This window comes from Flavobacterium pectinovorum, from assembly GCF_006438875.1.
Lineage (GTDB): Bacteria > Bacteroidota > Bacteroidia > Flavobacteriales > Flavobacteriaceae > Flavobacterium > Flavobacterium pectinovorum_A.
Genome location: NZ_RCZH01000019.1, coordinates 82,679 through 97,803, shown reverse-complemented (window position 1 = coordinate 97,803; position 15,125 = coordinate 82,679). Strand labels below are relative to the sequence as shown.

The 15,125-nt window shown below is 34.4% G+C and carries 11 protein-coding genes; 1 reads left to right on the top strand and 10 read right to left on the bottom strand.

What is annotated here, in order from left to right; translation table 11 throughout:
* Position 1: 1 nt before the first annotated feature.
* The 10 genes from EAH81_RS22630 to EAH81_RS22585 form a co-directional block, all read right to left on the bottom strand.
* Positions 2-574, bottom strand: a complete 573-nt coding sequence (locus EAH81_RS22630; protein ID WP_140511276.1) for a molybdenum cofactor guanylyltransferase — start codon at positions 572-574, stop codon at positions 2-4.
* A gap of 164 nt (positions 575-738) precedes the next feature.
* Positions 739-1,485: a sulfite exporter TauE/SafE family protein gene (locus EAH81_RS22625; protein ID WP_140511275.1), complete on the bottom strand. Its 747-nt coding sequence runs from the start codon at positions 1,483-1,485 to the stop codon at positions 739-741.
* Positions 1,486-1,646: 161 nt separating this feature from the next.
* Complete coding sequence (gene glp / locus EAH81_RS22620) at positions 1,647-2,819, bottom strand: gephyrin-like molybdotransferase Glp (protein ID WP_140511274.1); 1,173 nt, start codon at positions 2,817-2,819, stop codon at positions 1,647-1,649.
* Positions 2,820-2,999: 180 nt separating this feature from the next.
* On the bottom strand, positions 3,000-3,248 hold the full coding sequence (locus tag EAH81_RS22615; RefSeq protein WP_140511273.1) for a DUF6755 family protein: 249 nt from the start codon (positions 3,246-3,248) through the stop codon (positions 3,000-3,002).
* A 23-nt stretch (positions 3,249-3,271) separates the two neighbouring features.
* The gene (locus EAH81_RS22610) at positions 3,272-3,784 is read right to left on the bottom strand and encodes a ubiquinol-cytochrome c reductase iron-sulfur subunit (RefSeq protein ID WP_140511272.1); all 513 of its coding nucleotides are present in this window, start codon (positions 3,782-3,784) and stop codon (positions 3,272-3,274) included.
* A gap of 10 nt (positions 3,785-3,794) precedes the next feature.
* The gene (locus EAH81_RS22605) at positions 3,795-4,364 is read right to left on the bottom strand and encodes a 4Fe-4S dicluster domain-containing protein (RefSeq protein ID WP_140511271.1); all 570 of its coding nucleotides are present in this window, start codon (positions 4,362-4,364) and stop codon (positions 3,795-3,797) included.
* 17 nt (positions 4,365-4,381) lie between these two features.
* The gene (locus EAH81_RS22600) at positions 4,382-6,598 is read right to left on the bottom strand and encodes a molybdopterin oxidoreductase family protein (protein ID WP_140511270.1); all 2,217 of its coding nucleotides are present in this window, start codon (positions 6,596-6,598) and stop codon (positions 4,382-4,384) included.
* Positions 6,599-6,742: 144 nt separating this feature from the next.
* Positions 6,743-7,795 carry an MFS transporter gene (locus EAH81_RS22595; RefSeq protein WP_140511269.1) on the bottom strand — a complete coding sequence of 351 codons (1,053 nt, stop codon included), beginning with the start codon at positions 7,793-7,795 and terminating at the stop codon, positions 6,743-6,745.
* A 27-nt stretch (positions 7,796-7,822) separates the two neighbouring features.
* A complete protein-coding gene (locus EAH81_RS22590) occupies positions 7,823-9,415 on the bottom strand; it encodes a magnesium transporter MgtE N-terminal domain-containing protein (RefSeq protein ID WP_140511268.1) in 1,593 nt (530 codons plus the stop codon).
* Between the two features lie 20 nt (positions 9,416-9,435).
* On the bottom strand, positions 9,436-10,911 hold the full coding sequence (locus EAH81_RS22585) for an MFS transporter (RefSeq protein ID WP_140511267.1): 1,476 nt from the start codon (positions 10,909-10,911) through the stop codon (positions 9,436-9,438).
* A 1,081-nt stretch (positions 10,912-11,992) separates the two neighbouring features.
* Here EAH81_RS22585 and EAH81_RS22580 point away from each other — a divergent pair.
* Positions 11,993-15,124, top strand: coding sequence for a SusC/RagA family TonB-linked outer membrane protein (locus tag EAH81_RS22580; RefSeq protein WP_140511266.1), 3,132 nt, complete (start codon positions 11,993-11,995; stop codon positions 15,122-15,124).
* Position 15,125: the final 1 nt, after the last annotated feature.

Sequence of the window (15,125 nt, the reverse complement as noted above, 5' to 3'; positions counted from 1 at the left end):
TTTAACTTAAATTGATATTCAGGTCATTTAATTCGTCAACCGAATTAATGTTTGTGAGATGAAAGTTTTCACTTTCTTCAATTGTGATGATTTGATGCGGAATGTTCTCAATTAAATTCATCATTTTTAAATCATCATTATCAATTGCGCTTTTGATAACGGATAATAATTTCTTCGAATAAATCCCTATCAAAGGATGCATTCTGCTTTCAGAAGCAAAAACTGTAATTTCGGCTTCCTCATTATGTTTTGAAATTAATTCTGATAATAATTCGGTTGAAATTAACGGAATATCGCAGCTTAAAATCAAATTAAATTCGGTTTCAGAATGTGTCAATGCGGTATAAATTCCCCCCAAAGGACCTTTGTCAGTAATTCTATCCGGAATTTTATCATACGGCAAATAGTCGTATTCTTTATTTGCGGTTACTAATTTTATTTTATCTGTTATAGGCAAAATAGCCTTTATAATATGTTCAATAAATGGCTTCTTCTGAAACAATACTAATCCTTTCTCTGATTGCATTCGAGAACTTTTTCCTCCACAAAGGATAAATACGGTTAGTGTTTCCATATCAAACTGTTTTATTAGTTTTTTGTTTCAGGTTTCAGGTTTTTGTTAATCTTGTTTTTTTGCCACAGATTAAAGGATTAAAAAAAATTAATCATTGTAATCTGTGAAATCTGTGGTAAAAAAATTCGTGTCAATAAATATCTATCGTAGATTAAATTATTAATCTATGGAAAAATCAATTTTATACTTGCCATTAAAATCACTACGCCTAAAACCATTTTTAAAGTTCTGTTAGAGAAATATCCACTTCCGTAAAATCCGCCTAAAACTCCTCCAATAACGGCAATCGGAACCAAATAAAAACTCTCTGTGGGAATTGTTTTTCCTCCTAAAAAGAAACCCAACATTCCAGCAAATGAATTCACAAATATGAACAAACTTGATATTGCAGCCGATTCTTTTATCGTAGCCCAACCTAAAAATAATAAAATAGGACTCAGAATAATTCCTCCGCCAATACCCAGCATTCCGGATAATAATCCAATTATAAAACCTATCGCTAATGCAGAAGGTAAATTTATCTGAACTGCTTCTTTTTCTTTAAAATTAAATATTCCGAACAATCTTAATGCTGCAAAAACTAATACAGCTCCTAAAATAATTTTATAAATAGCATTATCTAACGTTACAAATCCACCAATAAATGCCGCTGGAACCGATGCAATTGCAAACGGGTAAAAGAGCTTTGGCTTGAAATAATTCTGTCTGTAATAAAACAGAAACGAAATACTCGAAACAAACAAATTAAGCAACAAAGCCGATGGTTTCATTATTGAAATCGGAAAAGCAAAAATGGTCATCAAAGCTAAATATCCCGATGCTCCGCCATGTCCAACACTAGAATACAAAAAAGCAATAACGATTAAGGCAAAGCTAAATAATAAGATGTTTTCAGAACTCAGTAACTGCATTTATTCTTTTGTTTCAGGTTTATTTTTGTGTCAAGTTTCAAAGAATCTTGTTTCAGGTTTCAAGTTTATGCTGTATGTTTAATTTTACATACTGCATTTCGTATTTCAAATTAATTATCTAATTTTCTAATTGCCTAATTCTCTAATTATAAAAATTCGCTCTAATCAATTGGTAATAAAGTTACAAGCTCACCTTTTTTAAGGTTTTCTGTATCATATGGAACAATTAACAAACTGTTTGCAATTGCAAATGTGTTGAGCATTGCTGAACTCTGGCTTTCTAAAATTGTCACATTTGTTTCATCATACAATGCTTTTAAAAACAATGTTTTTCCGGTTGTATTGGTAAATGAAGTGTTTAATTTTCGAACTAATTTTGGAAGATGAGTATCTGAGAAACCCATTCTGTTTTTGATTGCAGGATAAACGTAAATGTAAAAATTAGTAAGTGACGAAGCCGGATTTCCTGGTAACGCAAATACCAAAGTTTCATTTTTAGATCCAAAAAACATTGGTTTTCCGGGTTTTTGATTGATTTTATAAAAAAGTTCTTCTACTCCATTTTCTAATAAAGCTTCTTTTACAAAATCATAATCCCCAACAGAAATCCCTCCGGAAACTAATATTATATCGCTTTTTTTTAAAATGCTTTTTAGTGCTTTTTTAGTCGCTTTCAGGCTATCTTTTACTTTGTAAACTTTTGTCTTCTTTATTCCAATTGTTTGGAGCGCTGCTTCCAGCATAACGGAGTTGCTTTCGTAAATTTTTCCTTTAGATAATTTTTTTCCGGGTTCTACTAATTCGTTTCCCGTTACTAAAATGGTAACTTTTGGCTTTTTATAAACCTCAATTTCTGTAATTCCCAAACAAGCCAAAAATCCAATTGCTGCCGGTGTAATTAAAGTATTAGCTTCAAAGACAACCTCTTCTTTTTGAATTTGTTCTCCTTTACTTCGAACATTTGCAAACTGCTCCGGCATAATAGTAATCAAAATTGATTTATCATTAGCCATTACATGTTCCTGCATTATTACTGTATCTGCATTATCAGGCACAAAAGCACCTGTAAAAATGCGGACTGTTTCGTTCGGGTTCAGTTTTAAATTGGAATGATCTCCGGCTTGCGAAATACCAACAATATCGTACTGATGTCTTTCGCTGTGAATAAAAGCATATCCATCCATCGCCGACTGACGAAAAGGCGGCATGTTGATAGGAGAATAAACTGTTTCTGCCAAAACGTAGCCAAGTGCTTTACTGACTGCTATTTTCTGAATTGGCATGTTGGTGCTATTCTCTGCTATAATTGATAATGCTTCTTCAACTTGAATCATGGTTGCTATTTTATTTATCGCGATAAATACTTATTACAAATATAAGTATTTATACTTAGTTAAAATCATTGGTAGTCTAAATTTTTAAAAGATTATAAATTTAAGCTTAATTCTTTGAATTAATTCAGAAAAACCAATCAAATAGCTTTTACAAGTCATTAAAATTATGGAAGCTTCAAATTATTTGTTTCGAAAATTTCCGGTTGGCAAGTAATATAACCATGAAAAACCTATAAAAAACAGAATTGCCGAAGCTATAAATGCCGGTAACAAGATTTCATTGTTATGGTCAAGTGCATTATTCAGGGAAGCATATAACAGCCAAATTTGAATACTTACGTTTAATATCAAAATAAAAATAAGTGTCGAAAGTATATTGTTTAACTTATTTGGATTTGCGCGATTTTGACTTTTTCTAAAAGTGCTCATGTCGATTCATTTTTAGGATTTATCTAACTATTTTTATTTTCTGCATATGCTTTTACAAAGACTTGATTGTCTTTAAAAAACACTTCTAATTGCGGTAAAGCTCTTGGCGGCGGTCCCGCAATTACATCGCCGGTCATGGCATCAAATGAGCCTTCATGACAAGGACAATGTATGATTCCGGTTCCGGGTTTATAGAAAACAGAACAAGATAAATGGGTGCATTTTTGCTCATAAGCTCTAAAATCTCCGCTTTCGAGATGTATTAAAATATAAGGTATTGTACTACCTTCAATTACAAATCCACGAGTTCCTCCTACTGGCACATCTTCGATATTGCATATAAAATGTTCTCCTTGTACACCTTCTTTTGGTATCAAAAAAGCTTTTACCGCAACAAATCCGCTTCCTGCCATTAATCCTCCGGAAACAAAAGTTAGAAATTTAGCAAAGTCACGTCGGCTTACTTGGGTAGATTCTTGTTTTTTTATTGGGAAATCTTTTTTCCAGTTTTCATTTAGGTTATCTTCTTTTGACATGGATTTAGATTTAATAAATTCTTAATTCATTACTGCCTTTTGGCATCATAATGTTTACTTTGGTATTTACTGTTTCTTGTCCGAATATGAAGGTATTGATTGGGGAACTATTAGGTCTCATTTCTTCCATTTCTGCTCTTGTTCCATAAAACAAAGCTCCACTTGGACAAACAGTGGCACACATTGGTTTTTTACCAACGCTTGTTCTGTCATAACACATGGTACATTTCATCATCAAATCATATTCTTCCATTTTTTTAGGAACTCCAAACGGACATGCTATAACACAGTTCGAGCAGCCAATACATCTTTCTGTATTTGCGGTATGAACAATTCCAAATTCGTCTTGCGAAATGGCATCGGCAGGACATACGTTTGCACAGACCGGATCTTCGCAATGCATACAAACTTGTACAGTGGTTTGAATTGTTGAAGAACGCTCGACATAATTCACACTAATCAATGATTCTTGTCCGTTAGTTTCACATTCAGCACAAGCCATTTCGCAGGCCTTACAACCAATACAGCGTTGCAGATCTACAAAAAACTCTTCATTTCTATTAAAATTAGTCCAATTCATAATTTCGTTTTTATAGCTTAAACACTTGCATATGCTTCTGATTCTTTTGATGATGGTGCTATTTCTCCTAACGGATCTAATAAGCAGGCACAAACTTTAAATTCCGGAATTTTTGAAATTGGATCTAAAGTTCCTGTTGTTAATTGATTTGCAGATTTGGCTCCAGGCCAATGGTAGGGAATAAAAATGGTATCTTTTCTAATGGTTTCTACGATATTTGCAGGGAAAATCCCTTCTCCACGTCGCGTTGCAACCCTTACTAATTCGTGTTGTTTGATTCCATATTTCAAAGCCAGTTCCGGATGAATCTCTAAAAGTGGTTCAGGAAATTGGTCTACCAATTTACCAATTCTCCGTGTCTGGGTTCCGCTTAAATATTGAGAAACCACACGACCTGTGGTTAAAATAACAGGATATTCATCATCTGTAACTTCGCCCGGTAATTTATAAGGTGCCGGATTAAAGTGTGCTTTTTTGTCCGGTGTCGCAAATTTTTTATCTTCCCATAATCTTGGTGTTCCGGGATGATCGTCTGTTGGACAAGGCCAAAAAACGCCCATATTATCTTCTATTTTTTTATAAGATATTCCAAAATAATCTGCTGTTCCACCTTTTGAAGCAACACGCAATTCATTAAAAATAGCTTCACTATTATCATATGTAAACTTATCTTCTTCGCCCAATCTCTTGGCAATTTCCAACAAAATAGAAGTATCAGTTCTTGCTTCTCCCGGAGGTGTTACAGCCTGACGAATACGTATTACACGACCTTCTGCAGATGTCGTTGTTCCTTCTTCTTCTTCCTGTAAAGAACCGGCTAAAACAATATCAGCATGACGGGCCGTTTCATTCAAAAAGAAATCAATACAAACGTAAAATTCTAATTTTTCAAGGGCCGATCGTACATAATTATTGTTGGGCAATGAAACTAATGGATTGAAACAAATAGAAATTAATCCTTTGATTTCGTCTCTATGAATCGCTTCTATAATTTCATAAGCCGTTAATCCTTTTCCGGGCATATCTTTTTCATCGATTCCCCAAACCTCCGAAATATATTTTCTATGTTCCGGATTCTCAATATCACGATTTCCGGGTAATTGATCACATTTATGTCCATGTTCTCTTCCGCCTTGTCCGTTTCCTTGTCCTGTTATTGTTCCGTATCCGCAATATGGTCTGCCAATTCTTCCGGTTGCGAGCACTAGATTTATACAACCTAAAACATTATCAACTCCTTTTGAATGGTGTTCGATTCCACGTGCATGAAGTAGAAAACTAGTTTTAGCTTTTCCCCATAATTCGGCAGCTTCTTTTATTTTATTTTTGTCAATTCCTGTAACTTCTTCTGCCCATTCCAGCGTATACTCTTTTACGGCATCTATTGTTTCCTGAAATCCTGAGGTATAATTGTCTATAAAATCATGGTCGAGCATATCGTGATCTACAAGATACTTAAGCATTGCTCCATATAATGCCGAGTCTGTTCCGGGTTTTACATCAAGATGCACATCGGCGGTTCTGGCTAACGGAATCATTCTTGGATCGATGACAATTAATTTGGCACCACGATCTCTGGCTTTCCAAATCCAATGGGTTAATGTTGGAAAAGTTTCACTGATATTTGCTCCGGCTACAATGATTACTTCGGCATATTCTAAATCAGAATAATTGTTTGAAGCTCGATCTAAACCAAAGGCTTTTTTATTTCCTGCTCCCGCACTTACCATGCAGAGTCTACCATTATAATCCAGATTTCTGGTTTTTAAGGCTACTCGGGCAAACTTTCCAACGAGATAACTTTTTTCATTGGTTAATGATACTCCGGATAACATTGAGAAAGCATGTTTACCGTATTTTTCCTGAATCCTTTTTATTTCAGATACTGTTTTATCCATTGCTTCATCCCAGGAAGTTTTTTCAAATCCTTTTCCTTCTACTCTTTTTATGGGATGCAAAAGACGATCGGGATGATTATTTTGCAAATAGCGCTGAACTCCTTTTGGACATAAACGTCCTTCATTGAAAGGAAATTCCATCCAAGGTTCAAAACCAACTACTTTATTATCTTTTACTGATAATTGAATTCCACATTGCATTCCGCAAAAGCAACAATGCGTTTTTACTAAACTATCCGGCTCATCTCTACCTACATAACCATCTTTGGGTGCATAATTTAAATGAGGACCAAAATCTTCAATAATTTTTTCAGTTGATACGGGTAATTTTGCCATATTTTTATTTTTAGTTCTTAGTTTTCAGTCTCAGTTTTCAGTCTCAGCGTGTAAACTATCATCGTTATTTACAAAATAGATCTGTAAACTATTGTCGCCATGTACAAACTGTCACTGTAAACTGTGACTGAAAACTGTGTTTTTTTATCCAAATAACTTCCCACCATTCTCTAATCTTGCTTTTAGATGCGCCTGCGCCAAGCGTGATCTTTTTCCTTCAGGGCTTAAATCTAAATGTGACGTTCCATCTTCATGAGTAAAGTCAAATCCTAATTGTTTGGTGACAATTTTCAAATCGTTTATATGAAGTTTAGTCGCAAATTCTTCGCCTGTATGGGGACAAACTGCCATTCCTTGTTTTATTCCTTCTTTTTTATAAATATGCGCTCCAATCTGCGCCGGACGCTGAATAATATGGAAGAATTTCCCAAAAGGAATCCATATCAAAAACATGATTACGGTTACGGCATGAATTACTGCTAAGAAATCATATGCAAATCCTTTCATGAACTGGTAAGAATAGGTAAGACACAAACCTGTAACTGATATTGCTATCAACAGAATAAGTGGCAATAAATCACCTTCAAAAGATTGAGTTGCAATTAAACCAGGGTTTGTTAATCGTCTTCTTAAATAATAAACAGATCCAAATATTACTAACCACGAAGACCAGTTTAGGGCATGAAAGATTAAAAATGCCAAGAATGACCCAATCTTAAAATCCATCATTTTGAAACCAAAGAAATGTGCTTCGTAAATTGAAATGGAATCTTGTGCCAATGTAAAATGAATCCACCCGAAGGTTAACGGAATTGTAATTGCAAATGCTGACATACATCCTAATGCAATACAAAAATGGGCTGCCCAACGGTATTTACTTCGTGGATAAATGAATTTTTGAACGACTATATTTTCAACAGATTCCTTGCCTAAAAACCACAAATGTTGGATTATTTTTCCCGTAAAAAGAAATTTAAGACTGCGTTTAAAATACATCCATGTTGGCGGACGCTGCAACCAAACTGTATAACGATATACAATTCCGAAGAAAGCGAATATTGTTCCAAACAAGTAGGTAACTAATGCTGCATCAAAATTTTGCAGTTGTCTGGATCCGTAAAAAACTAATACTATAGTTAATGCCGAAACCAGAGTTGCAACAAGTAAAGCTTTGGTATTAAACGTTTTATTTTTCATCCTTAATTTTAATTTAATGATTACTTCTTAACTTGGTTTTTCACAACCTTTGCGATTATAGAACCACCAATTTATTGCTGTCGCCAAAAGAGTAAAAACAGAAACTCCTATAAAAAACTGATTTACTGTACCATTTGCAGAAAGGTTATTTCCAATTAATTTTGAAAATATAAAGGGTCCAAAAGCTGCAATTGCCGCCGTCCAACCAATAACTCCTGCTGCCTGACGTTGATTTTCGGCAAAAATAATTGGGTATTGTCTGAACGTTCCAGCGTTTCCGATTCCTGTAAAAAAGAACATTCCTAAAATCACGGTTACAAATAGCGGAAATTGATCCATACTTGTTGGTGCTACCAATCCTTCGGTAACTAAAAGAATCGATCCTGCCAAAATTCCTAATCCTGTAATTGTAGTCAGTATTGCGCCACCAACTCTATCGGCGACAAAACCAAAAGCAATCCTGCTCGCTGATCCTATAAGTGGACCATAAAAAGCGTATACTAAAGGATCCGGTGCGTTAGGAAAATCTCCGTATAAAAATTTAATCATTAATGGAAACGCCGCAGATAAACCTGCAAATGTTCCAAAAGTCATAACGTAAGTAATCGTACAATACCAGGTATGTTTATTAGAGAAGATGTCCATTTGTTCTCTAACAGACGCTTTCATAGGAATACTTCTTAAATAGAACCAGCTTATAATTGATAATATGATTAAGAAAGGAACATACCAGAATGCTGCCGATTGCAGGTATATTTCTGTGTTTTTAACTGCTGTATTTTTCGGACTGATATCATTTAATATTTTTTCTGCCAATTTCGGATTTGCATTAGCGATGGCTTTTGCCTTTACTTTTATGGGCAATGATGTAAAAATGATCGTATTATCCAAAGAACGAACGGCTGCACTTACGGAATCTATTATTGGTTTCTTTACATTAGATAATATCTTAGTTTGCACTTCTGTATCAAGTGCTGCAAAAACTTCTTTTTGCTTTTCTATACTCGAATTCTGAAAAACCATTAGTGTTTCTTTAGGATCGATACTTGTAAATACTGATGCTGCGCCAAAAATGCTAACGCTGATAATAAGCGGTGTCACAAATTGTGCTACCGAAACACCAAAATTTCCAATTCCTGCCTGAATTCCAAGTGCTGTACCTTTAAGTCTTTTAGGAAAAAACAAACTTGTACTTGGCATATACGAGGAGAAATCTCCTCCTCCAAAACCTGTCGTAAAAGCTAAAAGTGCAAATATCCAAAACGGAGTATTTATATCCATCACAGCAAAACCAATCCCAATTACGGGAATCAATTTAATTGCTGTCGCAAAAGATACAATATGTCGTGTTCCAAATATTGGCAGAATAAAAGTATGTATGATTCTTAAGAATCCGGCAGCTAATCCGGGAATTGCTGTTAACCAAAAAAGTTGATCTTTAGTAAAACTAAAACCTAATCCCGGTAATTTTACGGCAATAACACTCATCATAAACCAGGAGGCAAAAGATAATATTAATGTTAATGTTGTTATTATTAAAGTTCTCCAGGCAATCTTACTTCCGGTAGAATTCCAAAATGCTTCATCTTCGGGTTCCCATTTGTCTAACCAAGTTTTCATATATTGTATTTGTTTAATTTTTAATGATTGTGTTCTATATCTCTGGTGAAATCCGGTGATTTTTTTCTCATTCCGTTTATAATTGTTCGATGCATCCAAAGCAAACAGAGAATTGATACTATGAAAATAAAGATCCATGAACTGGTCCATAGTCCGGTATAATTAAGAAGGTAACCGAAGATTATGGGACCTATAAACCCTCCTAATCCGCCTATTAAACCAACCATTCCTCCTACAACACCAACTTCATTGGGAAAATATTCCGGAATATGTTTATAAACAGCCGCTTTACCAATTCCCCACGAAATGCCGATAAGGATTACCAGAATTACATACACCCAGAGATTGGCACTAAACTTAATTTGAGTGACGCCCTGAGCTAATAATTCTTTCTTTTTTACTTCTTGATTTTGTTTTACGACGATTTCCTGCCAGGAGTTTTTTACAGGAAAAATTGCTTTATCGTCGTTGTTGGAAATTTCTTTTTTATGGATTTTATGTTCTTTACCATTTACGGTAATCGCTTCTGCAGAAACTTCGGTAACAATACCATTTGTAGCGGAAAGAACGCCGGGACCGACAGTAAAAATTTCCATTTTCGGGAACATCAATAAAAAGCTTATCACAATTGATGAACCTAAAACCCAATACATTACTTTTCTGGCTCCAAACTTATCCGATAGATAACCTCCAAATGCTCTGATAATTCCAGAAGGCAAACTGAACATTGTAGCAAACATTCCGCCCATTACTAACGAAGTATGATAAACGTTCATAAAATTGGGCAATAACCATTGTGAATAGGCTACAAAAAAGCCAAAAACTAAAAAGTAGTAAGTTCCAAATCTCCAAACTCTGATATTTTTAAGTGGAGACATTAACTCTTTCATTGATTTTGAAACTCCCGAATTGATTTTATTTTTAGCAAAAACAATAAACAGTATTCCTATAAGTACCAATACTGTCCCATAAATAACAGGCAGAATTTTCCATCCGTTTTGAGGATCAGTTTCTGAAAAGTTATTTAATAATGTAGGTGCTATAAAAGTGGTAATTGCAGCTCCGGCATTTCCCATTCCGAAAATTCCTAAAGCCCTTCCCTGCCAGTTTTGAGGATACCAAGCCGAAGTATAACCGATTCCTACTGCAAAACTTGTCCCTACTAAACCAAATAGAAAACTTAATACAGCAAAACTCCAGAAGGAATCTGCAAAAGGAAGAAGAAAAAGCGGAATTGAACACAACATCAATAAAATAGAAAAAACAATTTTGCCTCCGTACTTATCAGTTAATATACCTATCGGAAGTCTGAAAATTGATCCGGATAGAATAGGAATTCCAAGTAACCAGCCTGTTTCAACAATTGTCCAGTTGAATATTCCTTTATCAACCAAATACGTTACCAAAACACCATTTAATGTCCAACAGGCAAAACAAATTGTAAATGCTAACGTATTTAAAAATAAAATTCGGTGGGATTGAGATAAGCTACTCATAAAACTCTAATGTTTACTTTAATTGAAAATGAGTTATTCTTTTCTCATTACTATACAAGCAAAAATAAAGTCTATAATTCTTACAAAAAATGATATATATCATGTCGAAAAGACATATCTATCTTTAATTGTGCAAAATGGTCATTGTTGCTATTTCAGCGTCTAATTTTGACGCGGATAAAACAGATTTACTTCGTAAAAACGCGGATAAAAACGGATTTGATCTGCCATAATTTTATTTTTTAAAAGCTTAACTTAATGACATTCAATAAATTTTCAAATTATCTTTTTCAGGTTCGAAAATCTTCGATTAAATTCCAAAATGGTGTTTACTAGACGTTTTTGGTTGTTTGTGAAAAGCCTGTAGCGGATTAAATTGAGAAAAATTAAGTATAAAATACTACATTTTAAGCCTTCTGGATTATTTTATTTTAACATATTTATTGTTTTTTAAAACCAACACAAATAACTGAAAATCAATTATTTAAATACTAAAAAATCACATATTTTGAAGATAGAATTCATCATTATTAAAAAAAACTTCTGAAATTTTTGGATTTTATTATATTAAAATTAACTTTGTCTATAGGATTAGTAGAGTTTAAAATAATATTTGAAACCAAAAAAACTAAATTTTGAAAACAACCGCAAGCATATCGTATAACATTCTTCCTGAAAACTATACTTATAACACTTTATGTTATATGTGTTTCTGTTGCTAATTCCCACCACAATTTATTCGTCATCTGATTTCCTTTTTTACAAATCAGATTTAAAAATCGAATCTCTTATAGATCAAAATACCCTATTACTGAAAATAACAAAAGTCTGTTTAATGCAATCATCTGTATTAAAAAGATACTTGAAACTATACCTATAAATTAAAAAAAGACTAATAACTAAAACTAAACTAAAATGAAAAAGATGCAAAGCTGTTGCTGTAAATAAAAAAAGCCATTTCTGCGGCAACAGAAATGGCGAGGCCTAAAGAATATTTATCACTAAACCAAGAACACCATTAGAGAGTTGAAAATTCAACTTTCAGGGCGCCTTGTTAATTACTTAAAACCAATACAAAGAAATGAAAAAAATATTAAACATATACTCATTGCTTTTTGTCCTGTTATTTTCGGCAGGAATTAATGCCCAAAATACCACACCGCTTATTCAATCTAAACTTGACGGAACTGTTGTTGATGATGTTACAAATCAACCAATTATTGGAGCATCTGTTGTTATTAAGGGTACAACTCATGGAGTACAAACTGATGCTGAAGGAAAATTTTATTTTCAAACAGGTCAAAAATTACCTTATACTTTAATTGTATCTTATATAGGATACAAAAAAGCAGAAATAGTTGTAGACAAAAATCCTGTTACTATAAATTTAAAAGAAGAACGTCAGGAACTGGATGAATTAGTAGTTGTAGGTTATGGTTCTCAAAAGAGAAAAGACATTACCGGTTCTGTTGCATCAGTTCCAAAGGCTAATTTATCTCAAGTAACCTCATCTGCAGATAATCTATTACGCGGTGCGATTCCAGGAGTGGTAGTCACACAAAGTTCTGGACGTCCCGGAGCTTCTTCAAGTGTTCGTATTAGAGGAGGAAACTCAATCACAGCAGGAAATGAACCTCTTTATGTAGTAGATGGAATCCTGATTTATAATGACAATAATAATAGTACTGCAGGTGTTACCAATGCCGGAGCAACTGTAAATGTCTTGTCTACCATTAATCCCGGAGATATAGAATCTATCGAAGTTTTGAAAGATGCATCGGCAACAGCAATTTACGGATCTCGTGGTGCCAATGGAGTTGTGATTATTACTACCAAAAAAGGAATAAAAGGACAAGATAACATTTCGTACCAAGGATATATTGGATTCCAGAATGTTTCAAAAAAACTACATTTAATGAATGCCAGTCAATGGGCAAGTTTGCGCAATGATGTTCAGGCAAGTATTGGTCAGGCACCCTCTTTTACCCCTGCTCAAATAGAAGCTTTTAAAACTTCAGGAAGTTATGACTGGCAAGATGCCGTTTTTAGAAGTGCAGCTCCAATTCAAAATCATCAGTTATCATTTTCAGGTGGAGACGAGCGCTCCCGTTACGCAATCTCGGCAGGTTATTTTCAACAAGACGGAATTGTAATTGCATCTGATTTCAAAAGAATTTCGCTTCGCGCTAATTATGAAAGAAACTATTCTCAGAATTTTAAATTTGGCGTAAATGCAAACTACAGCAATTCAGTTGCAAATGGTATTGGTACAAATGGCGGTGCAGCTGCAGGAAGACAGCCAAATCCATTGGTTGTAGCTTTGTATCAACCACCAGTAGTTCCTATTAAAAATCCTGACGGAAGTTATAATCTAACCAATAACCCTTACGCTACGGCGACTAATGGTATTATACCTAACCCAATTAATGATTTGGTTAGTACAACAAATGAAACCAAAATCAACAGAATTTTGACCAGTTTATTTGGCGAATACAAAATCACTAAAAAACTTACTGCAAAAGTTGCTGTTAGTGGCGACGTAATCAATACCAAACAAAATTATTATGCGCCATCAACTACTACTACAGGAGCCGGAACTAAAGGTTTAGGATCTGTTGGTGATCGATTAGTAAGTTCTGTATTGAATGAAAACACGTTGAATTACAATACTACTTTTGGCGAAAATCATAAATTCTCAGCATTAGGAGGTTATACACTTCAATACACTCAAGGTGAAGTTGTTAATGCAGGCGCACAATCTTTTGTAAATGACACAAATACCTACAACGCCTTACAAGATGGAGTTCCTGTAAAACCTTATAGTGACGCATTCGAAAGTGTCTTAAAATCATGGCTAACCAGAGTCAATTATTCTTATAAAGGAAAATACAACTTTACTGTATCAGCACGTGCCGATGGTTCTTCCAGATTTGGATCAGAATCACTTTGGGGTTATTTCCCTTCTGCAGGTTTCTCCTGGAATATTACCGATGAAGAGTTTGCAAACCATATTAAAGGTGTTACAGAAGCAAAACTTAGAATTACAGCGGGAACGACAGGAAATCAGGAAATTGGAAATTATCTTTCTCTGGCTCAAATGGGTTCTGTTAACTACGCTTTTGGCGGTACTTTGCAAACAGGTCTGGCTCCTACCCGATTAGCAAATCCGGATTTGAAATGGGAAAAGACAAATCAATACAATATAGGTCTGGATTTATCATTATTAGATCGAAAAATCAATTTTGTATTTGATGTTTATTACAAAAAAACAAACGATTTATTGATAAATGTACCTATTCCGTTGACTTCAGGATATGCGACAGTACTTCAAAATATTGGAGGTGTTGAGAATAAAGGTATCGAGATTGGTTTGATTACTGAAAACATAAAAACAGAGAATTTCTCCTGGAATTCGAACTTTGTTTTCTCTGCCAACAAAAACAAAGTGGTTTCTATAGGAAATGGTGTTAATCAATTTTTTCCCGTAGTTCCAAACGGTTCATTATTACAACAACAACCTGTAATTGTAAAAGTAGGACTGCCATTAGGTACTTTCTGGGGATACAGAACCAACGGAATTTTCCAAACTCAGGAAGAAGTTAATACTCAGCCAAAAATAAACAGCCTTGCCAATACTAAAGTTGGTGACAGAAAATATGTTGATACTAACGGAGATGGCGTAATTACAGCTCTCGACAAAGGAAATCTTGGAACCTCCCAGCCAAAATTCGTGGGAAGTTTCAGCAACACGATTTCTTATCATGATTTTGATCTTAATTTCTCTTTCCAAGGATCTTATGGCGGAAAAGTGTTTAATGCATTAAATCAACAATTAGAAATTTCTACCCTTGGAACCAATGCTAATGTTACGCTTGACGACCGTTGGAAACCAACAAATACAAATACAGATGTTCCGCGAGCAACAAGTTCTCCTCTTGGAATTGTTTCAGAGCGTTACGTAGAAGATGCTTCTTTTTTAAGATTAAAATTGATCACTTTAGGATATACATTACCTAAAAGCCTTTCTCAAAGACTGGGGACAAAAAGCATCAAGTTTTATGTATCTGCCGAAAACTTAATTACATGGACAAAATACACCGGTTATGATCCGGAGGTAAGTTCTTATGAACAAAATAATTTATATCCCGGAATTGATTTTGGTTCTTATCCAAACTCCAAAACATTCATTTCAGGAGTCAACGTAACTTTCTAAG